The organism is Enterobacter sp. DSM 30060 (assembly GCF_013375955.1).
GTDB classification, from domain to species: domain Bacteria; phylum Pseudomonadota; class Gammaproteobacteria; order Enterobacterales; family Enterobacteriaceae; genus Enterobacter; species Enterobacter intestinihominis.
In genome coordinates this window covers 4134387-4156143 of record NZ_CP056118.1, presented here as the reverse complement: position 1 = coordinate 4156143, position 21757 = coordinate 4134387, and the positions used below count along the sequence as shown (strand labels likewise).

General features: G+C 55.7%; 21 protein-coding genes. 6 read left to right on the top strand and 15 right to left on the bottom strand.

The genetic code is table 11. The features are described from left to right. Positions 1–191: 191 nt before the first annotated feature. From HWQ15_RS19850 to HWQ15_RS19815, 8 genes are all read right to left on the bottom strand, one after another. Complete coding sequence (locus tag HWQ15_RS19850) at positions 192–1901, bottom strand: ABC-F family ATP-binding cassette domain-containing protein (protein WP_063148918.1); 1710 nt, start codon at positions 1899–1901, stop codon at positions 192–194. 586 nt (positions 1902–2487) lie between these two features. Further along, complete coding sequence (locus tag HWQ15_RS19845; RefSeq protein WP_022648196.1) at positions 2488–2970, bottom strand: DUF2778 domain-containing protein; 483 nt, start codon at positions 2968–2970, stop codon at positions 2488–2490. Beyond that, entirely contained in the window at positions 2967–3452 is a 486-nt protein-coding gene (locus tag HWQ15_RS19840; RefSeq protein WP_063148916.1) for an Hcp family type VI secretion system effector, read from the bottom strand. Before HWQ15_RS19840 ends, HWQ15_RS19845 begins: the two co-directional genes overlap by 4 nt. A gap of 301 nt (positions 3453–3753) precedes the next feature. Beyond that, positions 3754–5451 (bottom strand): NAD-dependent malic enzyme, encoded by a 1698-nt coding sequence (locus HWQ15_RS19835; RefSeq protein WP_022648194.1) that lies wholly within the window; start codon positions 5449–5451, stop codon positions 3754–3756. 176 nt (positions 5452–5627) lie between these two features. Continuing rightward, positions 5628–5765 carry a stationary-phase-induced ribosome-associated protein gene (sra, locus tag HWQ15_RS19830; protein WP_023300167.1) on the bottom strand — a complete coding sequence of 46 codons (138 nt, stop codon included), beginning with the start codon at positions 5763–5765 and terminating at the stop codon, positions 5628–5630. Between the two features lie 95 nt (positions 5766–5860). Next, positions 5861–6076 carry a biofilm-dependent modulation protein gene (gene bdm, locus HWQ15_RS19825; protein ID WP_022648192.1) on the bottom strand — a complete coding sequence of 72 codons (216 nt, stop codon included), beginning with the start codon at positions 6074–6076 and terminating at the stop codon, positions 5861–5863. 141 nt (positions 6077–6217) lie between these two features. Then, positions 6218–6739, bottom strand: coding sequence for a VOC family protein (locus HWQ15_RS19820; RefSeq protein WP_063148914.1), 522 nt, complete (start codon positions 6737–6739; stop codon positions 6218–6220). A 51-nt stretch (positions 6740–6790) separates the two neighbouring features. Then, a complete protein-coding gene (locus HWQ15_RS19815; RefSeq protein ID WP_063148913.1) occupies positions 6791–7642 on the bottom strand; it encodes a Vmh family MBL fold metallo-hydrolase in 852 nt (283 codons plus the stop codon). A gap of 111 nt (positions 7643–7753) precedes the next feature. Between HWQ15_RS19815 and HWQ15_RS19810 the strand changes: the two genes are divergently transcribed. Together HWQ15_RS19810 and HWQ15_RS19805 are read left to right on the top strand one after the other, a co-directional pair. Then, positions 7754–8641, top strand: coding sequence for a LysR family transcriptional regulator (locus tag HWQ15_RS19810; RefSeq protein WP_023306246.1), 888 nt, complete (start codon positions 7754–7756; stop codon positions 8639–8641). Positions 8642–8710: 69 nt separating this feature from the next. Next, on the top strand, positions 8711–9139 hold the full coding sequence (locus tag HWQ15_RS19805; protein ID WP_003857069.1) for an OsmC family protein: 429 nt from the start codon (positions 8711–8713) through the stop codon (positions 9137–9139). A 30-nt stretch (positions 9140–9169) separates the two neighbouring features. Here HWQ15_RS19805 and HWQ15_RS19800 read toward each other — a convergent pair whose 3' ends face one another. Genes HWQ15_RS19800 through HWQ15_RS19770 form a run of 7 tightly spaced genes read right to left on the bottom strand, consistent with a single transcriptional unit; the run spans position 9170 to position 15998 of the window. Next, on the bottom strand, positions 9170–10096 hold the full coding sequence (locus HWQ15_RS19800) for an ABC transporter ATP-binding protein (RefSeq protein WP_058646568.1): 927 nt from the start codon (positions 10094–10096) through the stop codon (positions 9170–9172). Next, the gene (locus HWQ15_RS19795; RefSeq protein ID WP_063148912.1) at positions 10089–11075 is read right to left on the bottom strand and encodes an ABC transporter ATP-binding protein; all 987 of its coding nucleotides are present in this window, start codon (positions 11073–11075) and stop codon (positions 10089–10091) included. The genes HWQ15_RS19800 and HWQ15_RS19795 overlap by 8 nt, the downstream gene beginning before the upstream one ends. Continuing rightward, the gene (ddpC, locus tag HWQ15_RS19790) at positions 11072–11968 is read right to left on the bottom strand and encodes a D,D-dipeptide ABC transporter permease (RefSeq protein WP_022648185.1); all 897 of its coding nucleotides are present in this window, start codon (positions 11966–11968) and stop codon (positions 11072–11074) included. Before ddpC ends, HWQ15_RS19795 begins: the two co-directional genes overlap by 4 nt. Next, on the bottom strand, positions 11965–12987 hold the full coding sequence (locus tag HWQ15_RS19785) for an ABC transporter permease (RefSeq protein ID WP_155019801.1): 1023 nt from the start codon (positions 12985–12987) through the stop codon (positions 11965–11967). Before HWQ15_RS19785 ends, ddpC begins: the two co-directional genes overlap by 4 nt. A gap of 23 nt (positions 12988–13010) precedes the next feature. Then, the gene (locus tag HWQ15_RS19780; RefSeq protein ID WP_063148911.1) at positions 13011–14543 is read right to left on the bottom strand and encodes an ABC transporter substrate-binding protein; all 1533 of its coding nucleotides are present in this window, start codon (positions 14541–14543) and stop codon (positions 13011–13013) included. Between the two features lie 15 nt (positions 14544–14558). Then, the gene (ddpX, locus tag HWQ15_RS19775; protein ID WP_023306242.1) at positions 14559–15131 is read right to left on the bottom strand and encodes a D-alanyl-D-alanine dipeptidase; all 573 of its coding nucleotides are present in this window, start codon (positions 15129–15131) and stop codon (positions 14559–14561) included. A 12-nt stretch (positions 15132–15143) separates the two neighbouring features. After that, entirely contained in the window at positions 15144–15998 is an 855-nt protein-coding gene (locus tag HWQ15_RS19770; protein WP_023300159.1) for a MurR/RpiR family transcriptional regulator, read from the bottom strand. Positions 15999–16265: 267 nt separating this feature from the next. Here HWQ15_RS19770 and HWQ15_RS19765 point away from each other — a divergent pair, with 267 nt between their 5' ends. The 4 genes from HWQ15_RS19765 to HWQ15_RS19750 all read left to right on the top strand — a co-directional run bounded on the left by HWQ15_RS19765 (position 16266) and on the right by HWQ15_RS19750 (position 21714). Then, positions 16266–17762 (top strand): carboxylesterase, encoded by a 1497-nt coding sequence (locus HWQ15_RS19765; RefSeq protein WP_063215927.1) that lies wholly within the window; start codon positions 16266–16268, stop codon positions 17760–17762. 66 nt (positions 17763–17828) lie between these two features. Continuing rightward, positions 17829–19040, top strand: coding sequence for a diguanylate phosphodiesterase (locus HWQ15_RS19760; protein ID WP_063148909.1), 1212 nt, complete (start codon positions 17829–17831; stop codon positions 19038–19040). Positions 19041–19128: 88 nt separating this feature from the next. Then, positions 19129–20025 (top strand): aminoimidazole riboside kinase, encoded by an 897-nt coding sequence (locus tag HWQ15_RS19755; protein ID WP_176587409.1) that lies wholly within the window; start codon positions 19129–19131, stop codon positions 20023–20025. Positions 20026–20196: 171 nt separating this feature from the next. After that, a complete protein-coding gene (locus HWQ15_RS19750) occupies positions 20197–21714 on the top strand; it encodes a carbohydrate porin (RefSeq protein WP_063148907.1) in 1518 nt (505 codons plus the stop codon). Positions 21715–21757 lie beyond the last annotated feature (43 nt).

Sequence of the window (21757 nt, the reverse complement as noted above, 5' to 3'; positions counted from 1 at the left end):
ACTAATGAGTATCTGCATAGCAGGTGTAATACCCATTAAGGATTAATACTTTGGCGCTGTAATGCAAGGCAACCGCAACATAATGTCATCAATTAATTCAGTTTCAGATTAAGAATACGGTGATCCTCTAATAATCAGTAGGGGAAAACGCTAACGTAAAAAACCCGGCGTAATGACCGCCGGGTACAGATTTATAGTTGGGCTTCTATCTCCTCAATCTCTCTTCGCCATTGCGCCTGCAACTGCGGTTTTTGGTGTTTTGGCTTGCGCGCCAAATCCTCTTCCAGCAGCGTTTCCAGGGCAACCAGGCGTTCGAGCAGATCGTCAGACGCTGAAGGTGGTGCCTTCGATGCAGTCTTCGATGCCCCAGGCACCACCGGACCGGTGCCCGCACGCAGGCGCTCAAACACCGCCTCCGCATCGTGCCATTCGTTAAGCCTGCCGTCCTCAATCAGCCAGTAGCGGTTACAGCTCTGGCTAATTAACTGACGATCGTGGCTCACCAGCAGCACTCCGCCTTCAAACTGTTGCAGTGTTTCCGCCAGCGCCTCTTTGCCTTCCATGTCCAGGTGGTTGGTTGGCTCATCCAGCATCAGAAGGCTATAGCGAGCAAGCGTCAGGCCGATGAACAGCAGGCGCGAACGTTCCCCACCGCTCAGCGTACTGACTTTTTGTCCGTGACGCGCCCACGGGAACCCGGCACTGATGAGGGCCATTTTACGGGTCTGCGGATCTGGCGCGAAAGGCTCCAGCGCGTCAAAGATTGTTGCCTCCTCCGAAAGCTGATTCAGCGTCTGATCGTAATAGCCTGGCGACACGCGAGGATGAAGTTTCAGGCCAGCCTCTGAAGGTTCACCTGAGAAATGCCGCCAGATAAGCTTCATCAGTGATGATTTTCCGCAGCCATTACGCCCGACGATAGCCACGCGATCGCCACTTCTAAGCCGCGCAATGTCGACGTGAAACAGCTCAGACAGGCCAGGCTCAGGCGCTACGCTTAGGTTTTCCATCTCCAGTAGCCGGTCTGCCCGCAGGGCGTCACCGCGCAGGGTTAATGTCCACGGACTGCCTGCGGTGAGCTCTGTCTGACTCTCCTTAAGCCGTTCGACCTGCTTTTCCATCTGTTTGGCTTTGCGGGCCAGATCTTCGTTATCGTAGACCTTGCCCCAGGTGGCCAGCCGTCTGGCACTGGCGGTTACGCGGTCAATCTCCTTTTGCTCCGCCTTATGCCGCAGCGCATCACTTTCGTCTTTGGCTACCAGCGCCTGACGCGCGGCGGTGCAGGGAAGGGCGAAGTAGTGCAACATCTTATCGCGCAGGATCCAGCTGCCGTTGGTGACGGCATCCAATAGTTGCCTGTCGTGTGAGACCAGCACAAAGCTGCCGGACCAGTTCTGTAAAAACTGTTCCAGCCAGAGCAGGGTCGGCAAATCGAGGTGGTTACTCGGTTCGTCCAGCAGTAACAGATCTGGATCGCCGATCAGCGCCCGCGCCAGCAGGAGACGCGTGTGCTGCCCGCCGCTCAGCGTTGCCGACGTTAAGGCCATGTCCTGCGGTGTAAAGCCCATACCCGCCAGCAGCGTTTCAGCTTTCCAGTGCAGACTCTCGCGTTCAGTCGCGGGCAGTTGCGCCAGCACGGCATCCAGCATGGTCAGGGGATAAATGGCTTCTGGCAGGTGTTGCTCAACGCGCGCCATCAGACAGTATCCGGCCAATGCGACGGTTCCGGCAGCAGGGGAGTCTGTGCCGTCCAACACCTTCAGCAACGTACTTTTGCCGCAGCCGTTGTCGCCCAGCAGGCCAATACGGTCGCCTTTTTTCAGCGTAAAGGAGAGGGAGTCGAATAGCGTGCCAAACGCCGTGTCAACACGTAAAGATTGTGCAGTGAGTAAAGTGCTCATTGTTGCTTACCCAAGAGTTACAGGCATGTTTATGCCTCGTCAAACATCGCTGACGATAACTCAGTAAGCCCGAGAGAAGGGATTTCAGGGGTTGGTGTCTTCGCTCAAGCGGAAGTTATCGCAGCACGATACCGATAACGCTTGAGCTGGTGCGATCACCAAATGTATGTGAAACATTGAAAATTTCACAGTACAGCATAATTGGCCTCCTTATAAGTTAAGTGATTATTAGTAACCATCACTATACAACATTTTCATAGAATGAACATACTACTGCGGCAAAAAGCGATATCTTCGGTTGCGGATACAGAACTAAGCGCGTGATGTGATAAAAGGAAGGGCAGCGTCGCTGCCCAGAATCATCTTTTTCGTATAAGCAAATACAGGGATAGCGTGATTACAGACGCAATGAATATGGCCATGCCGAAGAAAACATACAAAACAAAATCCATTATCCTTTCGTCGCCATATATTCCAAAAAGCTCCACAAAATCGTACTGCGTTTCTGGTGGAACAATCTTGTAGAGTGTGAACATTGATAGAAACACGGCTATACACCACAACAACATAAGGAATGCCGCCTTCATTAATAGACCTGCACAACGCCATGTGCAATCATGTAGTTTCCCAATTGCTGCCCTCCAGTTCGAAGTAAGGCTGATGCCAGAATCTTAAAATCGCTCTGACTATAAAGTGTAATACAACCCTTACTTATGCCAGATGGCCCGATAGGGTGTAACCGGAATTCACCTCGCCTTACGCCTTTCACAAAAGTCTCATCATTTATCAATCCGTCATCGCGATATAATGCAAACCATTCGTTCCGATTCGAACCGGTGAAAAATGCGTTAACACTATCCTTAGTTTGAGTATACCAACCCCCTAATCCACGTAAAAGTATGTAATAGCGACCAGGTGGGAGTGGGCCGATATCAGGTATATTTGCGCTTTCTGCACGGTTCGTCGCGTCACCATTCCCTGAAAATGCAGGAAAAAAGCCAACTCCGGGCACAGACAAAGTAGCGTACGTACCTCCGTTGAGGTGGAAAAAGCACTGTAGGAGATTCATGATCTGTCATTCCAGGAATCAGCAAAGATGATATTACCGTCACAGTGTCGCCATGTGATCTTCTCGTAACGGAGGGAAATATTTTCTAAATGATTATGTTTTTCCATTGCTGCATTTTTTACGTCATGCATCACCGGGCATATTGAGACCACTTTAACGTTCTCAAGGAACATGTTGAAGTATTCGACCTCTTGACCAGCATCATTGATTTTGTACCACTTAAACTCGGCACTTTTTAGCGTTTGGCCTTTTGCTACAGCCTTGTATAAGTAAGGGCTGGAACTGTCGAACTCCTTTTCAAAAACCAGAGCGCTATGCATGCGCGTACCCGTGATTTTTCCTGTCATATTATCTGTCGGTAGATGCAGTCCATGACCGAATCCTAATACTTCAATACTGCCCTCGCGATATTGCACATCAACCGCGCCTTTGATATCTGCGCCGCCGTCATCTTTCAGCCATAGATATGCTGGGATTGCCATTTCAAAACTCCTTTTTCAATAAATGAATTTAGTGATGCAAAACGTTACTAAACTCTTAAGAAAAACTATTTGTTAGGCAAGAAGTGTTATGTAAAATTTATATATTTTAAAAGGATATAGATTTTTGATTAGGTATGCATTTTTCAAATGATCGATCCTGCTGCATTTTTAAAGCCAAATTATCATGAGTGACTTTCAACAAAGCATTTATAGGCAGGATTAAGGGAATTAGAGGAAAAAGGGAGAAGGGACTTCACGTTCCCTCTCCCTTGTGAAGAGAGGGAACGTTCAAAACTCCGATTTAAATCGAAGTACGACGATAGCTACGGTATTCCGGCATCCAGAAGTTATCATCAATCGCCTGCTGCAACGCATCGGCAGAGGTTTTCACCGCGACGCCTTGCTGCTGCGCCATTTTGCCTACCGCGAAGGCAATTGCGCGGGACACTTTGTGAATGTCTTTCAGTTCCGGCAGTACCAGGCCTTCACCGTTATTCACCAGCGGAGAGTGACCTGCCAGCGTTTCGCTCGCGGACATCAGCATTTCGTCGGTGATGCGGGACGCGCCGGAAGCAATGACTCCCAGACCAATACCCGGGAAGATATAGGAGTTATTGCACTGCGCGATGGGGTAGAGTTTGTCCTTCCACACCACCGGATCAAACGGACTGCCGGTTGCGACCAGTGCCTTACCTTCGGTCCATGCGATGATGTCCTGCGGCGTTGCCTCCACGCGTGAAGTCGGGTTAGATAGCGGCATCACGATAGGGCGTTCGCAGTGCTTGTGCATCTCGCGAATAATCTCCTCCGTGAAGAGGCCGGTCTGCCCGGACACGCCGATCAGAATGTCCGGCTTAACGTTGCGCACCACGTCAAGAAGCGAGAGCACTTCGTTATCCGTATCCCAGTTTTTCAGGTTTTCGCGTTTCTGCACCAGTTTGGTCTGGAACGGGAGTAAGTTTGGCATGCCGTCGGTCAGCAGGCCAAAACGGTCCACCATAAAGACGCGGGAGCGGGCCAGCTCTTCGCTTAAGCCTTCGCGCTGGGTCTGGGCAATAATTTGCTCGGCGATGCCGCAGCCCGCGGAGCCTGCACCCAGGAAGACAATTTTCTGATAGCTGAGCTGGCTGCCTGCCGCACGGCTCGCAGCAATCAGCGTACCGACGGTCACTGCCGCAGTGCCCTGAATGTCATCGTTGAACGAGCAGATCTCATCGCGGTAGCGGTTCAGCAGCGGCATGGCGTTTTTCTGTGCGAAGTCTTCGAACTGCAACAGCACGTCAGGCCAGCGGTGCTTCACGGCCTGGATGAAATCATCCACAAACTGATAGTACTCGTCGTCGGTAATGCGCGGGTGACGCCAGCCCATGTACAGCGGATCGTTCAACAGTTGTTGGTTATTGGTCCCCACGTCAAGTACCACCGGCAGGGTGTAGGCCGGGCTGATCCCGCCGCAGGCGGTATACAGCGAGAGCTTACCGATGGGGATCCCCATCCCGCCAATGCCCTGGTCACCGAGGCCCAGAATACGTTCGCCATCGGTCACCACGATCACCTTGATGTTGTGGTTAGGCACGTTTTGCAGAATGTCATCCATGTTGTGACGGTTCTGATAAGAGATGAACACACCGCGGGAACGACGGTAGATCTCTGAGAAGCGTTCACACGCCGCGCCGACGGTGGGGGTGTAAATGACGGGCATCATCTCTTCAAGATGGTTCTGCACGAGGCGGTAGAAGAGGGTTTCGTTGGTGTCCTGAATATTACGCAGGTAGATGTGTTTATCGATTTCGGTTTTAAAGCCCTGATACTGGATCCAGGCACGTTCTGCCTGTTCTTCAATGGTCTCAACCACTTCAGGCAGCAGGCCCAGCAGGTTAAAGCTGCTGCGCTCTTCCATGCTAAAGGCGCTGCCTTTGTTCAGAAGGGGGAACTCCAGTAAAACCGGACCGGCGTAAGGAATATAAAGGGAACGATGTTTTTTCAGTTTGTTGTCCATGTCACTCACTCTTTTTAAGAAGATCCGTCCCTGACACTGCTGTTTGTCATCTTTCTGGCCTGTGCTATGGGGTGCGGTCGGTTGGTATTATAAAGGAGCTGAATATTAATTACCGCAACACATAAAGAAAAACACCACCGGGGTGACCGATGGTGTTGTGAATATCGTGCCGGAACTTACTTGCCGGAAGGGCGTTTTCTGCCGGTAGCGTGGGTAACCTGCGTTTCGCTCCCCTCCTCAATAACCACTTTACGTTGGTTAGAGAGCTTGTAGTTCAGTCCCAGAATATGGCGTGCCTGACGGTTCGATTTCATGTTAACTCCTCAATCCTGTTGATAGTTTTAAGGACAAGCTTGCTTACGCAAACGAAATGTAACCCCTTAGGTTGCAGATCCAGCTTAGCAGGTTTTTACAGAGGTGCGTTTCGCCCACTAACCACATAGTTGATGGTTTGCTGGTAGATGTCACTGAGGATGTCATTGTCCGTGGCTTCCACCCACTTGGTCAGTTCCATCAAAATGTCATCTTCAGTAACAACACCGTGCTCGGCGTGAAGACCTTGTGCGATCGCGTTAACAAGTTCCGGTTGTGCTGCTGTGGTATGTGCCGGGTAATAAGTAAACATGCTGCCTCCGTGTCGTTGTCTGTTTAATGTTACGGCGTGCAAAATCGTAATTCACATTCAGATTGGCAAATATTTTTGCCGTTGTGGTTCAGATTCGTCCTGGAATTAAAAATAACATCTCCCGTAGCACAGAAATAAAACTCAGGGTTTCCAGCGGCGTAAATTCGTGGTTTTTTCATAAGGCATGGGCGTCGGCCAGGAGATCAATTCCACAATGCTGCCCCAGGGGGTTTGACCATAGCAGAAAGCATTGCCTTCACCTTGCTCATCCGGAAAGCTAAGCGGCTTCGGCGCGGTGAACATCTCGCCGCCGGCGGCGGTGAAAGCCGCGATGGCACTATCAAAATCATCAACATAAACAGCAAAATGCTGAAGTCCAAAGTCGCTGGCGCGAGCGGGCATTCCCTGTTCAGGGCCATGCATTTCGAAAAGTTCTATGCCGGGTCCGTGCGGCATAACAAGCATGCGAATGGCATGAATTTTAGTGCCGGGAAATAATTTTAAGGTGTGTTGCTGGGCGGACTGATCGATATTATCGGTTTCTGCATCGACAGAATGATATAAAACCTGTGCGCCGAAAGCGCGTTCAAAAAATAGGGTGGCTTTTTCAATGTCGGGCACCGTAATACCGATATGGTCAATACCCCTTACTGACGATGTCATAGTAAACTCCTGCTATAAAAAATTTAAATATAGCAGGAGATAATCAGGCTATTACCACTTCATTTCGCCGGTATTCACTTTGGCACTCAGTTCCAGCGAACTTTCTTCCGCAAGGTTCGGCCACTGTTTTTTCATCGCGTTGATGACGCCAGTTGATTCTTTATGCGTCGTGAGGGCCTGTTCAAACTGCTGTAGATAGCGACGGGTAAAGTCGATAGCGCCGGTACCCGCTGGCGGTGTCCCAAGGTAGTGGCCCGGAATAACGCGTTCGGGCTTAAGGGCAGCCATGCTATCCAGTGTCTTCTGCCACTGTTTACGGCTTTCCGGCGTTTGGGTATCCGCCGTCCAGACGTGAATGCCCCATGAGACGCCCGTGCCGCCGAGGATGGTTTTGGCGGATGGGATCCAGACGTACGCCGCATAGCTTTCAGGCTCTTCAATGCTTACTCTCTCACCGTCAATCATAAAGGTGGTTGAGGCAAGCACTTGCGGCACGTAGAGCTGCGTCGGCGCGCCATCTTTCATCTGTGGCCCCCAGAAGGCGAGCTTCGCGTCTTTTGTGGCCCTGATATGGTCCACCACCTGTTGCGTGGCGACAACTTTGGCATTAGGGAAGGCTTTCATCAGCGGTTGCAGGCCGAAATAGAAATCCGGATCGCCGGAAGTAATCACGATTTTGTTCAGCGTTTTACCGCTGTGGCGAATTTTTTCTACCAGCGCTTCGCCATCTTTCACGCTGAACTGGGCGTCAAACAGTACCGCCTCTTTCGGACCAGATACCAGCGTGGAAGAAACGGCAAAAATGCCTTTTTCCTGCGGGTTATACGTATCAACGGCCAACGGCGCGGCAAAGACGGCCGGAGTGAAAAGGGTTGTCAGTAAAGCAAGGCGGGCGATTGTCATGGTCAGGTCTCTGTTCTTCAGGAAAGTCTCTATTGTACGGATCTCTACATTTGCCAGAATTCCTGAAACAGGAGATGCTTAGTTTCGTAGATCGAGCAAATGGAGGTCAAAATGGATCGCGTTATTGCCGCCCAGGTGTACAACCGCATCTGTGAGCTGGGGAGTTTAAGCGCGGCGGCGCGGGCGCTGGGGATCTCCCGTCCGATGGTGAGCCGTTATCTGGAGCAGATGGAGAAGTGGGCCGGGGCGCGGCTGGTTAACCGCTCCACCCGCAAGCTGACGCTGACGGCGGCGGGGGAGAAGGTCCTGCAAAAGACGCGCACGCTATCGCAAATTTCTCAGGAAATTGAAGATCAGTCAGTGAAGGATTTACCCTCAGGCACGCTTCGTGTCGCCTGCGCGCATTTTACCGCGATGCAGATTATCGCTCCGGTGCTGCCCGATCTGTTGCAGCGTTACCCTCAACTGCGCATTGAGCTGGATGTTAACAACCATCCGGTGAGCCTGGTGGGCGAGCGAATTGACGTGGCGATCCGCATTACCGATAACCCCGAACCGGGTATGATCGCTCGCCGATTGGGAGAGTGTCGGTCCGTGCTTTGCGCCTCGCCGCACTACCTTGCAAGCCGGGGCGTTCCAGAGGAGCTGGAAGACTTAGCCCGGCACAACTGCCTGCATTACAGCTTTTTTGCCGGTCAGTCGTGGCGTTTTTTAACGCCGGCAGGGGAGCCGGTCACGACGGCGGTCAGCGGCAATCTCAGCGCCAGCATCTCATCTCTGCTGATGGAGGCGGCGATAAATCACTGTGGTATTGCCATGCTGCCCGAGCGCGAGGCCGACGCGGCGCTACGGCAGGGAAGCCTGGTGCCGGTGCTCAGCGCCTATACGCCAAAACCGATCGGCATTTTTGGTATTTATCAGTCGCGAGACTATCAGCCTGCGGCGCAGCGTGTGTTCCTCGACGCGCTGGCAAACCACCTTGCCACGCGATCGGACTAGTCTGTCTTCCCTGCAAAATAGATTATGCGTCCTATACTTATCCCTTTGTAAGCCAAAAGGAGAGCAAGAATGACGATTCATAAGCACGGTTCAGCACACTGGTCTGGCGACATCAAACGCGGCAAAGGGACGGTATCGACCGAAAGTGGCGTCCTTAACCAGCAACCTTACGGCTTTAACACCCGCTTCGAGGGCGAGAAAGGGACTAACCCGGAAGAGCTGATTGGCGCAGCGCACGCGGCCTGTTTCTCTATGGCCCTGTCGCTAATGCTGGGCGAAGCGGGTTATACCGCCGATTCCATCGATACCACGGCGGATGTCTCGCTGGATAAAACCGACAGCGGTTTTGCCATCAGCAAAGTCGCGCTGCAAAGCAAGGTGACGGTACCGGGTATCGATCCGCAGCAGTTCGACGGCATTATCCAGAAAGCCAAGGCCGGTTGCCCGGTCTCGCAGCTGTTGAAAGCGGAAATCACGCTGGATTACAAACTGAACTGATATCGGGCCGGGCGCATGCCCGGCTCATTTTTAACGGTTACGCCAGCAGCGCACGCTTCGGCTTGCGGAAGAGGGCTGGAGCTGTTGCGGCTGTTCACATCCCTGCGTCGCCAGCGAACAGCGGTCGCGGAAATAGCACCCAACGGGCAGGTGGCGATTACCCGGAAGATCGGTTTTTCGCAACGCCAGATCCTCATCCAGCGGTTCTCCGGTCCGGGGAACGGAGTCAAGTAGCAGCTGCGTATAAGGATGGCGCGGCTGACCCAGCACCTGGTCCGCCGGACCCAGTTCCACGATTTGCCCCAGATACATTACCGCCACCCGGTCGCTCATGTGCCGGACCACCGAGACGTTGTGCGAGATCAGCACGTAGGTCAGATTTCGCTGCTGTTGCAGGGCAACCAGCAAATTGAGGATCTGTGCCTGGACGGAAATATCCAGCGCGCTGGTGGGTTCATCCAGCACGATGATGTCCGGATCCGAAGAGAGCGCCCGGGCAATAGCGATGCGCTGGCGCTGTCCGCCCGAAAACGCATGCGGCAGGCGGTCAAGATATTCCGCTCGAATCCCAACCTGCTGCGCCAGCGTTTCAGCCAACTGACGACGCTCCCGTTCGCCGCGACGTTGCTGTATCCACACCGGCTCGGTGATGGTGCGCCAGACGGGTAAACGCGGATCGAGGGACGAGAGCGGGTCCTGAAATACCATCTGCATACCACCCGCCGCATTCGCGCGCTGACAGGCACCGGTACTCGGTTTGAGCATGCCCATCAGCAGCTGCGCCAGCGTGCTCTTTCCACAGCCGGATTCCCCCACAACGCCCAGCGTTTCGCCGCGATGGATCCGGAGATCCATGCCGTTAAGGGCGTGTACCTGTTCCGTCACGCGCCCCAGCCAGTTTTTGCGCGCAGGAAAATTCACATGCACGCTATCCAGTTCCAGCAGTACCTCAGACATGGCGTCTCTCCTGTTGTGGGTACCAGCAGGCAGCCTGCTGGCCTTCTGCGCCCGTGGAAATTAAGCGCGGCGTTTCGCTGCATTTCGCCCCGGCAGCAAAACATCGTTCGCGAAAAGCACATCCGCGCGGGAGGTGGCTGAGGTTAGGTACCGTGCCGGGAATGGCCGGGAGGATCTCGCGCGGTTTACCATTTTCCGGGGCACACCGCAGCAGGCCAATCGAATAGGGGTGCACAGGATGGTGGATCAAGGTCTGCGTGCTGCCGCTTTCGATCACGCTGCCCGCGTACATAACGTACATCCGGTCACAAAGCTGCGACACCACCGCCATATCGTGACTGATAAACAGCACCGACGTTCCGCTGGCGCGCGCTTTATGTTTCAGCAGACGCAGCACCTGAAGCTGGACGGTCACATCCAGCGCGGTAGTGGGTTCATCAGCGATGATCAGCTCCGGCTCGCAGGAGAAGGCAAGGGCGATCATTACCCGCTGGCGCATACCGCCGGAAAGCTCAAACGGATAGCGATCCATTACCTGCGCCGCATCCGGGACTTGCATCTCGCCCAGCAGGGAGATCGCCTTCTGCTGCGCGTCGCGGCGGGAAAGCGACTGATGCTGGCGGATCACCTCCACCATCTGCCTGCCAATCCGGCGCGTGGGGTTAAGCGCCGTCATCGGCTCCTGAAAAATCATCGCCACCCTGGCGCCGCGCCACTGACGAAGCTGTTTTTCCGACGCGTTCAGCACATCTTCCCCGAGCAGCGTGACCCGGCCATGGTGAACATGGTAACTGCCTTCCGGCAGCAGGCGCATCGCCAGCATCGCGGTGACCGATTTTCCCGAGCCGGATTCGCCCACCACGCCGACAATTTCACCCCGGCCAATCTCCAGCGAGACGTGGTTGAGCGCGTGGACGTCACCGCGAAAAATGGGGAAGCTCAGGTGCAAATCTTCAATCGATAATACGGAATCACTCATGACTGCTTCCCTCCTGATTTGGGATCCAGCAGGTCGCGAAGACCATCGCCAAACAGATTAAAGCCAACCGCCGTGATCAGAATTGCCGCCCCCGGAAACGCGCAGTACCACCACTGGTCAAGCACGTAGTTACGCCCCACGGCCACCATTGCCCCCCATTCGGCGGTCGGCTGCTGCGCGCCTAATCCAATAAAGCCCAGCGTGGCGGCCATCAGAATGGCGCTGCCGATATCCAGCGACGCTTGTACGATCAGCGGCGGCAGGGCGTTACGCAGGATATGCCAGCTGATCAGGTGCCAGCGCGATGCGCCAAAGGTACGGGCGGCCAGCACGTAGGTGAACTGGCGCACCACCAGCGTTTGCCCGCGTGCCAGCCGCACGTAAAACGGAATGCGTACAATCGCAATCGCCAGCATCGCGTTAAACAGGCTTGGGCCGAGCGCGGCGGCCAGGGCCATCGTCAGCACCAGCGAGGGGATGGAGAGCATAATGTCCATGATGCGCATAATGATGGCGTCGCCGCGCCCGCCAAGTACGCCGGACAAACAGCCGAGCAGCGAACCGATGCCGCCCGCAATCACCACCACCGCCAGCCCCGCTGTGATGGACTGCTGGCTGCCCACCAGCACGCGGCTGAACAGATCCCGGCCCACCTCATCGGTGCCGAACCAGTGCTGGGCTGACGGTGCCTGCAAGCGCGCGGTCAGATCCAGCGCGTTCGGATCGTGCGGGACTATCCACGGCGAGACCACCATCATCAGCAGCATCACGATCATAATGACCCCGCCGATCAGCGTGAGCGGGCTTTTGCGTAACATCCAGAACAGCTTTGCCCAGTTGATGCGCTGTTTAGCGGTGCTGACAGGGACGGGCGTTTCCTGAGTTAACATCATTCGGCACCTCCGCGCCCGATTCGCGGGTCGATCCACAGATACAGCAGATCCACCACCAGATTGACGAAGACATAGGCCAGCGATACCACGACCGCGAAGCCCATGACGGCGGGGAAGTCCAGCGCCTGAATGGAGGTCACCACCCAGGCTCCCATTCCCGGCCAGGCAAACACGGTTTCGGTAAGGACGGCCCCGTACAGCAGATCGCCCAGCGCCAGCCCGAGCACGGTAATGGAGGGGATCATGGCGTTGGGTAAGGCGTAGCGCAGGACGATGTACCAGCCCGGCAACCCGCTCGCGCGGGCGGTACGAATATAATCCTCGCTCAGTTGCTCCAGCATCGCGGAACGTACCTGACGCGCCACAATACCCAGATGCACAAAGGCCAGGGTCAGGGAGGGTAAAATCAGGTGCTGCAGGGCATTGAAAAACACCTCGCCGTTGCCTTCCAGCAGAGCGTCCAGCAGATAAAAACCGGTAACGTGGGTGGGCGGATCGAGCCAGTCGTCCAGCCTGCCGCCGCCGGGCAGAATTTGCAGTTGACCGTAGAACAGAACGATAACTCCCAGTCCCAGCCAGAAGGCAGGCGTCGAGATGCCCGTCATCGCCATCAGTCGCACCAGGTGATCCAGCCAGCGGTTACGGTACACCGCCGATAAAATGCCCAGCGGCACGCCAATCACCAGCGCCAGCAGCAGGGAGCAAAAGGCAAGCTCCAGCGTGGCGGGGAAAAAAGCTTTCAAATCTTCCGCAACGGGGCGACCGGTGCGAATAGACGTGCCCAGATCGCCATGTGCCAGCGCCTCAACGTAGCGGCCAAACTGAATATAGAGTGGTTGATCCAGCCCCAGCTGCTGGCGGATGCCCTGCACGATTTCATCGCTGGCGCGATCACCGGCCAGCAGGCGGGCCGGATCGCCGGGGATCAGGTGTGAAATAATAAAAGTAATAATACAGACACCGGCTACCACCAGGATTAATCCCCAGCAGCGCTGGCGCACAATGCTCCAGAACGTCATACACTTCCCCCCGGCGTGGGCCGTTACTTACTCATGGTGGCGATGTTAAAGACCTGCTCAAGCATCGGATTAAAGGTGAAGCCTTTGACCTCTTTGTTCATCGCCAGCTGGTAGTTCTTCTGGAACAGATAAACGTAAGCCGCCTCGTCAATCACCACTTTCTGCGCCTGCTGGTAATCTTTGGTGCGTTCCGCCTGATCGGTGGTTTTCAGTGCCGCCTGCAACAGCGCATCGACCTCTTTGTTCTCATAGAATGAGCGGTTACCCGGCAGCCCTTTTTTGTCCGATTCGAACCAGTAGTTCATGAACATGTACGGGTCAGCGAAGTCCGGGCTCCAGTTACCAATCGCAATGTCATAATCACCTTTGCCGACGCGGTCGCGCATGGTGGCGTTCGCCAGTTTCTCGAGCTTGACGTTAATCCCCAGCTTGCCCAGGCTCGCCTGCGTGGAGAGGGCGATAGGCTCCCAGTTCGGGTCGTTATCGGAATAGAGGAAAGTCAGGCTGGCAGGTTTATCTTTGACTTTCTCCAGCGCCGCTTTGGCTTTGGCCTCGTCAAAGCTGTACTGCATGGCGTTCGCATCGAAGCCCCACATGCCCTCCGGGATCGGGCCGCGCATCTGCTTGCCGTTCCCGCTGAGAATGCCTTTCACCATCCCCTGGTAATCGGTCGCCCAGGAGACCGCGCGGCGCAAATCCACCTGATTCATTGGAGGCTTACTGTTGTTCAGATAGAGGTAGGTCACCCGCAGGGACGGGTATTCCGCCACGGCCACTTTGCCTTCCTGCTTCAGAGCAGCAAGCTGATCCACCGGCAGGGCGTCGGCGATATCCAGATCGCCACGGGAAAGTTGCAGGCGACGCGAGGCGCTTTCACCGATAATCTTCACCGAGACGCGCTTAAAGTGCGGCTTTTCACCTGGCCAGTGTGGGTTGGGCACCATCACCAGCTGTTGACCTTTCCGCCAGCTTTTCAGCATAAACGGTCCGGAACCCGCGGTGTTTTGCGCCAGGAAACCGCGTGCGTCGTCGGCGGCATTGGCCTTCAGCACCGCCGGGTTGACGATCGACGCGCCGTCATTGGCCAGCGTGTAGAGGAACGGGGCAAACGGCTGGCTGAGGGTGAATTTCACCGTATGCTCATCCACCGTGTCCACTTTCAAATCTTTCGGGAACGCTTCGGAAGGTCCCTGGTTGATTTTAAGCAGACGTTCAAACGACAGCTTGACCGCTTCGGCGGTCACCGGCGTGCCGTCGGAGAATTTTGCATTATCTGCCAGGGTGAACGTCCACACTTTCTGGTCGTCTGACGCCTTCCAGCCCGTCGACAGATCGCCTTCCACCTCCGTGGTGCCAGGCTTGTATTTCACCAGACGCTGGTACGAGGGGTAGGTCACCGTCCAGTCGTTGTTATCGATAGTGACCGCCGGATCCAGCGTTTGCGGATCGGCAGCTTTCCCTATCACCAGCATATCTTTTGGCACCGCCGCCAGCGCGAGAGGGGCGCTCAGGGCGAGCGTAGCGGCAATCAGGGTAGTAAGCAGCGTTGTTTTCATGGCCGGGCTCCAGAATTACAGTGAGTGTGTGATCGGATAACAGGCGAACTGGTCATCTAACAGCGGATAGCTGGCGGCGTTCGGCAGCTCGAAATGCCACCACTCGCTGCTGATGCCCACAAACCCGCCGCCGTACATAACGGCGTTCAGGAGCAGACGATTTCGCTGCGCCTCGGGCGGAACGGAAGGGTGCCAGGCATGAGAACGGTCGTGCATTTCGTCAAACCCGGCGCCCATATCCAGCACGTTGTCGTGTTCATCCATCAGCGTGACGTCAATGGCAGTGCCCCGGCTGTGGTTCGAGCCAATCGCGACATCCACCACGTATTCCGGATTGGGGCAGGCATCCCAGAGTTGCGCCTGTGCCTGCTGCGGGCGATAGGCGTCGTAGACCACCAGCTTCAGACCGGCCAGCGCGGCGATACTGATCGATTTCGCCAGCGCGGTGGCGGCATCCGTGTGCAGCAGGCACGCGGCGTGCTGATAGATCGGGCGGCCGGTAATGTTATCGGCGGTCGCGTATTTCAGATCGATATGCAGCGTGGGAAAAGTTTTCGCCACATCAATCAGTTGACTCTCTTCAGGCATAGCTCCGCTCCTTTAGCGTTCAAATTGACCAAATTCTTGTTGTAGTTGTCGGTTGATTGCCAGACGTTCCGGCAGCGCTTCCCCCAGCGCCTCCACGACGCCCGACAGCAGCAGGTTGAACAGACAGCTCACCGGCGCCAGCGAGTCCCAGAAATGGCCGGTATCGGTCTTCACCTGGAGTAAATCAATCGGGTAATCCCGCGCCCACGGGCACCAGATATCGGTGATCAGCGCCATCGCCAGGCCTTTTTCGCTCGCCACGCGGCAGTACTGGCGGGCAATGGCGGAGTAGGCGCGGGTATCGGTCAGCACGATATACGGGTTAGCAAAGCCGGAGTTAAGCGACTCCACCCAGCTACCGGAGAGCCCTTCGGAATAGCTTACCCGCGGGCGCAGATACTCCAGATGGCTGAAGAACGCATTGGCGATCCCGCGCGTGGACTGGATCCCCAGCACGAAGACGGCGTCGGCATGGGAAAGTTGCTGGACCACCTGCCTGAACGTTTCGCTTTGCGCCAGCTGGTAGACATGGGCAATGGCGTCCACCTCCAGTGACAGGGAGTGCTGAAGGCGATCCGACAGCGGCTGTTGCTGTTTCCAGGAGTCCAGACGCTCGTTAATGCCCCAGGGCTGATGGGGATCGCGCAGGCTTTTTTTGGCGTCATCAAGGTTGCGATAGCCCAGCTTGCGCAGAAAGCGTCCGACGGTGATCCCGCTGGTGGCCGTGGCCAGCGCCACGCTCTCAGCCGTTTCAAAGGGGATCTGCCCGACGTGCGCCAGCATCCAGCTTGCCACCCGCTTTTCGCTCGGGGTGAGCTGGCTAAAGGTCGCTTCGATACGGCTCAACACCTCTGGTTTGGTCGTCATACCGCCTCGCTGTTAACTGGCTGTCAAAGGCCGGGTTTCTGTTATCAGATTAACAATGCAGGACGCGTGCCATGTTCACATTGCGGCGAAAACGCACTGTGCAGCAAAGTTAATGCAATATTTGTTTAACAGATGCTCAACATTTGTGCAGCGTAGTTCACTTTTGGTGCAGTGTCCGGCCTGAGCGGTATCTATTTGGTGAATACGACAGCCTCTTCACATTTTTTGGTAAGATGAAAGCTCTGTGGATAAGAGAGGGAGCCTTACATGGCGAATTTGCCCTGGCGGGTCAGCGTGCGCCTGATGGCTCTCGCAAAAAAAATAGCGATGGTCATCGGGATCATTGTGCTCGTTCTGCTGGCGGTGCGGGTTTATCTTTCGCAGCAGGGGCCGGCTCTGCATCACTGGCATACCTGGCGGGCTGACGAAATGTCCGTGCAGGAGATGGATAACGCGACCTTCGCAGCCTATGTCGCGCGGGAAAACGCCATCTTCACCGCTCTTGATGCTGAGGTGACGGCGAAAGTCACCCCCGCAGAGCGCACGCCGCTGAACCGCTATTACCGTCAGAGCCTGGTGTGGCCAGGACACTTTACTCCGGATGCAAACCGGTCGTTTGTGCTGATGCCTGCCGGAAAGCCGCGCGGGGCGGTAGTGTTGTTGCACGGTCTGACGGATTCGCCCTACAGCGTCAGGCGTCTGGCTGTGAATTATCAAAAGCACGGCTTTGTGGCCGTAGTGCCTCGTTTGCCCGGACATGGCACGGCGCCGGGCGCGTTGACAGACGTTGACTGGGAGGCGTGGCTGGCAGCTACGCGCCTTGCGGTTCGTGAAGCAACACGCCTGACAGGGAACGATCTCCCCCTGCACCTGGTGGGCTATTCCAACGGCGGCGCGCTGGCGATGAAATACGCCCTCGACGCCCTTGATGCGCCTGAACTGCGTAAACCTCAGCAGATCGTTTTGCTCTCACCGATGATTGGCGTCACGGCGTTTGCGCGCTTTGCCGGATTCGCCGGGCTACCGGCTATGTTACCGGCGTTTGCCAAAGCCGCGTGGCTCAACATTTCGCCGGAATATAATCCTTATAAATACAATTCGTTCCCGGTGAATGCGGCACGTCAGTCCTGGCTGCTTACCCGGGCGCTGCATGAGCAGATAAACCGCGATGTTCATAATCACAAACTGGCGCAGCTCCCGCCGGTACTGGCGTTTCAGTCGGTCATGGATTCAACGGTCAGTACCCGCGCCGTAGTCAGCGGGCTGTTTGACCAGCTTCCGGCAAATGGCAGCGAACTGGTGGTATTTGACATCAATCAGGCCGGGAGTTTCCGTCCACTGTTCAGGCCATCATCCTGGACGGCGGTGGCTGACCTGCTGCCCGAGGCGAAAAGACGTTACAGTGTCACAATCGTGACCAATGCCAGCCCTGACAGGTTTGATATGGTGGCAAAGACAACGCCTGCGGGCAGCACCCGGGAAACGGTGATGCCGCTGTCGGTCTCGTATCCGCAGGAGGTTTATTCCCTGTCGCATATTGCCATTCCGTTCCCGCCTGAAGACGATCTGTATGGCCGCCATCCTGAGGTGAAAAACCGCTATGGAATCAGTCTCGGGACGATAGCCCTGTGGGGAGAAACCTCAGTTCTGAGCGTCGGTAAAGATGCGTTAATGCGCGTAACGTCGAATCCTTTCTACGACTATATGCAGACGCGGATCGACAGCCGTCTTGGGGAGAATCAACCCCGAAGTGGAATAGACTAGGCCACCCCAGGGAACTATGTTAAACAGTACCGTTCAGGCGTATACCCCATACCGGACCCCGTTTCTGTGCTGACAACTCTCATTTATCGAAGCCAGCTGAGCTTAACCTGCACCTCCGCAGCGTTAAGCTCGCTGGTTGAAAAGGCCAGGATCCGTAATACGGAGCAGGGCATCTCAGGCATTCTTCTCTCCCGTGGACGTGACGTTCTGCAAATTCTCGAAGGCACGGAACAGAACGTCGTCGCGCTTTTTAACATCATCCGTGCGGACAACCGGCATACCGGCGTGGTGGAGCTGATGCGCGATTACGGTCCGCGCCGACGTTTCGAAGACGTGGGAATGCTGCTGTTTAACATGGACGTTCAGACCCCGAAAGCGGTTCTGGCATCGGTTCTGCATTACAGCAAGCTGGAAAGCTACCTGACTTCTGAGGATCGGGTCTTCAAATTTATTCAGACCTTTATCGCCGGCAAAACCGCTATCCCACCCGCTTTGGACTATGAGCCTGATAAATGGACGCTTTCGCGAGAGCGCGCGCCGTTTGGTAAAGGGTTAGGTCTGTTGGCGGGACAGCCCTGCCAGTTTGCGCTGCAACCCATTGTCGAGCCGTCCGAAGGCAAAATCAGTTCTCTCGAAGCGCTTATACGCGGAAACGACGGCGGCAGCCCGGAGCATTTTTTCCGTAGTCTCGATCGTGAAAAGATATACGAAGTCGATCTGCATACCAAAGCCTGGACCTTTGCGCTGGCGCAAAAGCTGGGCATCGGCAGCCACAAACTGGCGGTGAACCTGCTGCCAATGTCGCTGGTTAACGTGCCGGGTGCGGTAGAGTTCCTGGTAACGCAGATCAAAAAGCACGGTCTACAGCCAGAGCAGGTGGTCATTGAAGTCACTGAGAACGAGATGATATCCGGCTTTAACCAGTTTAATAGCGCCATTAAACAGCTGCGGGGGGAAGGGGTTGGGCTGGCAATAGATGATTTTGGTTCCGGCTATGCCGGTCTTTCACTGCTCACGCGGTTCCAGCCGGATAAGCTCAAAATCGACAGGGAGATCGTCAGCGATATCCACCAGAGCGGACCCAAGCAGGCGATTGTGAAGTCGATAATCAGCTGCTGCACCGATCTGGAGATTACGCTGGTCGCAGAAGGCATTGAGAAGATAGAAGAGTGGTGCTGGCTTGAATCCGCCGGTATTCGCCGCTTCCAGGGCTTTTTGTTCGCCCGCCCGCAGCTCAATGGCGTGGGGGATATCCACTGGCCCCAACGGGTAGGTTAAGCAAATTTTCCCTCGCCATATTTCCCCGACACCCTGCCTGTGCTTAAATAGCTAAACCGGTTTAACATGATTTAGCTAAGAAGGTGATATGGAGACGATCTGGGTACTTGGCGATGCAGTGGTGGATCTGTTGCCCGACGGAGAGGGCAAACTGCTGCAATGTCCGGGCGGCGCACCGGCCAACGTCGCGGTTGGGATTGCGCGTCTGGGCGGCAGAAGCGCCTTTATAGGCCGGGTGGGCGACGACCCCTTCGGGCGCTTTATGCAAAAAACGCTTGTGGATGAGCAGGTTAATACAGAATGGCTGAGACGGGATCCGCGGCATCGCACCTCCACGGTGGTGGTGGATCTCGATGACGACGGGGAACGTTCATTTACCTTTATGGTTCGCCCGAGTGCTGATCTGTTCCTCGACGCCGCCGATCTCCCGCCATTCCGCGCCGGGGAGTGGCTGCACGTCTGCTCTATCGCGCTTAGCGCCGAACCCAGCCGTTCCGCGACGTTTCAGGCGATGGCCGCTATCAGACAGGCGGGCGGTTTCGTCAGCTTTGACCCCAATATCCGCGCCGATCTCTGGTACGATGAAGTCGAGCTGCGCCAGTGCCTTGAGCGGGCATTAGCCTGTGCAGATGTGGTGAAAATCTCGGTGGAAGAGCTGGCGTTCTTGACCGGAAATGCGCAGGTTCATGAGGGTCTGGCGGAGCTAATGCGCACCTGTCCGGCCAGGCTGGTGCTGGTGACGCAGGGAAAAGAGGGCGTGACCGCCTGGCAGGGAGGCGCGTTGACGCACTATCCTGCATCACCCGTGGAATGCATTGATACCACCGGTGCGGGGGATGCTTTCGTCGCCGGGCTGCTGTTCGGTCTGGCATGTCATGGCCAGGCCCGTCTCTCAGAGGTCATCACGTTAGCGCAGCGCTGCGGAGCGCTGGCGACAACCGCAAAAGGGGCAATGACCGCGCTGCCTTATCATCACGAACTGTAATTCACGTCGCCAGGCCTCCGGTCGGGGGCCTGAATTGTCGCCTCGATCACACTTACTAAAACGGTTTAGCAAAAAACGTTGCCGATTCAAAATTTAACGGTTTAGTATCACTCGCCTAAACCGGTTTAGCAATTTAGCACTTTTACCGATAGTTATTAGGGATGCGACAAAATGTATAAAAAACGCAGACTTGCCGTGATGATAGGCATGCTGGCCGGCAGTACCTCTGTTTTTGCCCAGACGGACATGACCCGTATCGAAGCGCGCCTGGCAGCGCTGGAGCAGCGTTTGCATGAGGCGGAAACCCGTGCGCAGATTGCTGAAAAACGCGCCACGGCAGCGGAACAGAAAACGCAGCAACTGGTGGCTGCGCAGCAGGAAGCGCAAACCTCCACACAGGCGGTGGCGCAACGTACCACGGCGCTGGAAGAGAAAGCCGATCGGACAGGCGGTTTTGAGTTTCACGGTTACGCCCGTTCCGGGCTGCTGATGAACGACGCGGCCTCCAGCAGCAAAAGCGGTCCTTATCTGACACCCGCAGGGGAAACGGGTGGGGCCATCGGGCGTCTGGGGAACGAAGCGGATACCTACGTTGAGCTGAATGTTGAGCACAAACAGACGCTGGAAAATGGCGCGACGACGCGCTTTAAGGCGATGCTGGCCGACGGTCAGAAAACCTATAACGACTGGTCGGCAGACAGCAGCGACCTGAACATTCGTCAGGCCTTTGCCGAGCTGGGCACTTTGCCGGACGTTACCGGCGCGCTGAAAGGCAGCACCTTCTGGGCGGGTAAGCGTTTTGACCGCGACAACTTCGACATTCACTGGCTGGACTCCGACGTGGTATTTCTCGCCGGGACCGGTGGCGGCGTCTACGACGTGAAGTGGAACGATACGCTGCGCAGTAACTTCTCCCTTTATGGCCGTAACTTCGGCAGTGAAGAGGAGATCGACAACAACGTTCAGAACTACATCTTAAGCATGAACCACTTTGCCGGGCCGGTGCAGATGATGGTCAGCGGCTTACGGGCAAAAGATAATGACGACCGTAAGGACAGCAACGGCGATCTGATTAAAACCGACGCGGCGAATAACGGGGTGCATGCGTTGGTGGGTCTGCATAACGAGAGCTTCTACGGCCTGCGGGAAGGTTCCGCCAAAACGGCGCTGCTTTACGGCCACGGTCTGGGCGCCGAGGTGAAAAGCATTGGTGCAGACGGCGCATTGCTGTCAGAAGCCGATACCTGGCGTTTTGCAAGTTACGGTGTCACGCCGCTGGGCGGTGGCTGGCACATTGCGCCCGCCGTACTCGCGCAAAGCAGTAAGGACCGCTACGTGAAGGGCGACAGCTATGAGTGGGTCACGCTCAATACGCGTCTGATCAAAGAGGTGACCCAGAATTTCGCCCTCGCGTTCGAGGGCAGCTATCAGTACATGGATTTAAACCCGGAAGGCTACAAGGATCGCAATGCGGTTAACGGTAGCTTCTACAAGCTGACCTTTGCCCCGACGTTAAAGGCGGGCAAGATTGGCGATTTCTTCAGCCGTCCGGAGCTGCGCCTGTTCGCCACCTGGATGGACTGGAGCAGCAAGCTGGATAACTACGCCAGCGATGACGCCTTTGGCAGTAGCGGCTTCAACGCGGGTGGGGAATGGAACTTTGGGGTGCAGATGGAAACCTGGTTTTAACCCTTCACGCTCCCGCATTGCGGGGGCGTTTCGAACATCATAA

What these genes read in the sequence shown, in the direction of transcription:
- HWQ15_RS19755 (WP_176587409.1), top strand. Translation starts at nt 19,129, where the DNA reads ATGGAGACGATCTGGGTACTTGGCGATGCAGTGGTGGATCTGTTGCCC.
- HWQ15_RS19750 (WP_063148907.1), top strand. Translation starts at nt 20,197, where the DNA reads ATGTATAAAAAACGCAGACTTGCCGTGATGATAGGCATGCTGGCCGGC.
- HWQ15_RS19845 (WP_022648196.1), bottom strand. Translation starts at nt 2,970, where the DNA reads ATGAATCTCCTACAGTGCTTTTTCCACCTCAACGGAGGTACGTACGCT.
- HWQ15_RS19850 (WP_063148918.1), bottom strand. Translation starts at nt 1,901, where the DNA reads ATGAGCACTTTACTCACTGCACAATCTTTACGTGTTGACACGGCGTTT.
- HWQ15_RS19780 (WP_063148911.1), bottom strand. Translation starts at nt 14,543, where the DNA reads ATGAAAACAACGCTGCTTACTACCCTGATTGCCGCTACGCTCGCCCTG.
- HWQ15_RS19770 (WP_023300159.1), bottom strand. Translation starts at nt 15,998, where the DNA reads ATGACGACCAAACCAGAGGTGTTGAGCCGTATCGAAGCGACCTTTAGC.
- HWQ15_RS19810 (WP_023306246.1), top strand. Translation starts at nt 7,754, where the DNA reads ATGGATCGCGTTATTGCCGCCCAGGTGTACAACCGCATCTGTGAGCTG.
- HWQ15_RS19840 (WP_063148916.1), bottom strand. Translation starts at nt 3,452, where the DNA reads ATGGCAATCCCAGCATATCTATGGCTGAAAGATGACGGCGGCGCAGAT.
- HWQ15_RS19800 (WP_058646568.1), bottom strand. Translation starts at nt 10,096, where the DNA reads ATGTCTGAGGTACTGCTGGAACTGGATAGCGTGCATGTGAATTTTCCT.
- bdm (WP_022648192.1), bottom strand. Translation starts at nt 6,076, where the DNA reads ATGTTTACTTATTACCCGGCACATACCACAGCAGCACAACCGGAACTT.
- HWQ15_RS19835 (WP_022648194.1), bottom strand. Translation starts at nt 5,451, where the DNA reads ATGGACAACAAACTGAAAAAACATCGTTCCCTTTATATTCCTTACGCC.
- HWQ15_RS19815 (WP_063148913.1), bottom strand. Translation starts at nt 7,642, where the DNA reads ATGACAATCGCCCGCCTTGCTTTACTGACAACCCTTTTCACTCCGGCC.
- HWQ15_RS19820 (WP_063148914.1), bottom strand. Translation starts at nt 6,739, where the DNA reads ATGACATCGTCAGTAAGGGGTATTGACCATATCGGTATTACGGTGCCC.
- ddpX (WP_023306242.1), bottom strand. Translation starts at nt 15,131, where the DNA reads ATGCCTGAAGAGAGTCAACTGATTGATGTGGCGAAAACTTTTCCCACG.
- HWQ15_RS19795 (WP_063148912.1), bottom strand. Translation starts at nt 11,075, where the DNA reads ATGAGTGATTCCGTATTATCGATTGAAGATTTGCACCTGAGCTTCCCC.
- HWQ15_RS19785 (WP_155019801.1), bottom strand. Translation starts at nt 12,987, where the DNA reads ATGACGTTCTGGAGCATTGTGCGCCAGCGCTGCTGGGGATTAATCCTG.
- HWQ15_RS19765 (WP_063215927.1), top strand. Translation starts at nt 16,266, where the DNA reads ATGGCGAATTTGCCCTGGCGGGTCAGCGTGCGCCTGATGGCTCTCGCA.
- sra (WP_023300167.1), bottom strand. Translation starts at nt 5,765, where the DNA reads ATGAAATCGAACCGTCAGGCACGCCATATTCTGGGACTGAACTACAAG.
- HWQ15_RS19805 (WP_003857069.1), top strand. Translation starts at nt 8,711, where the DNA reads ATGACGATTCATAAGCACGGTTCAGCACACTGGTCTGGCGACATCAAA.
- ddpC (WP_022648185.1), bottom strand. Translation starts at nt 11,968, where the DNA reads ATGATGTTAACTCAGGAAACGCCCGTCCCTGTCAGCACCGCTAAACAG.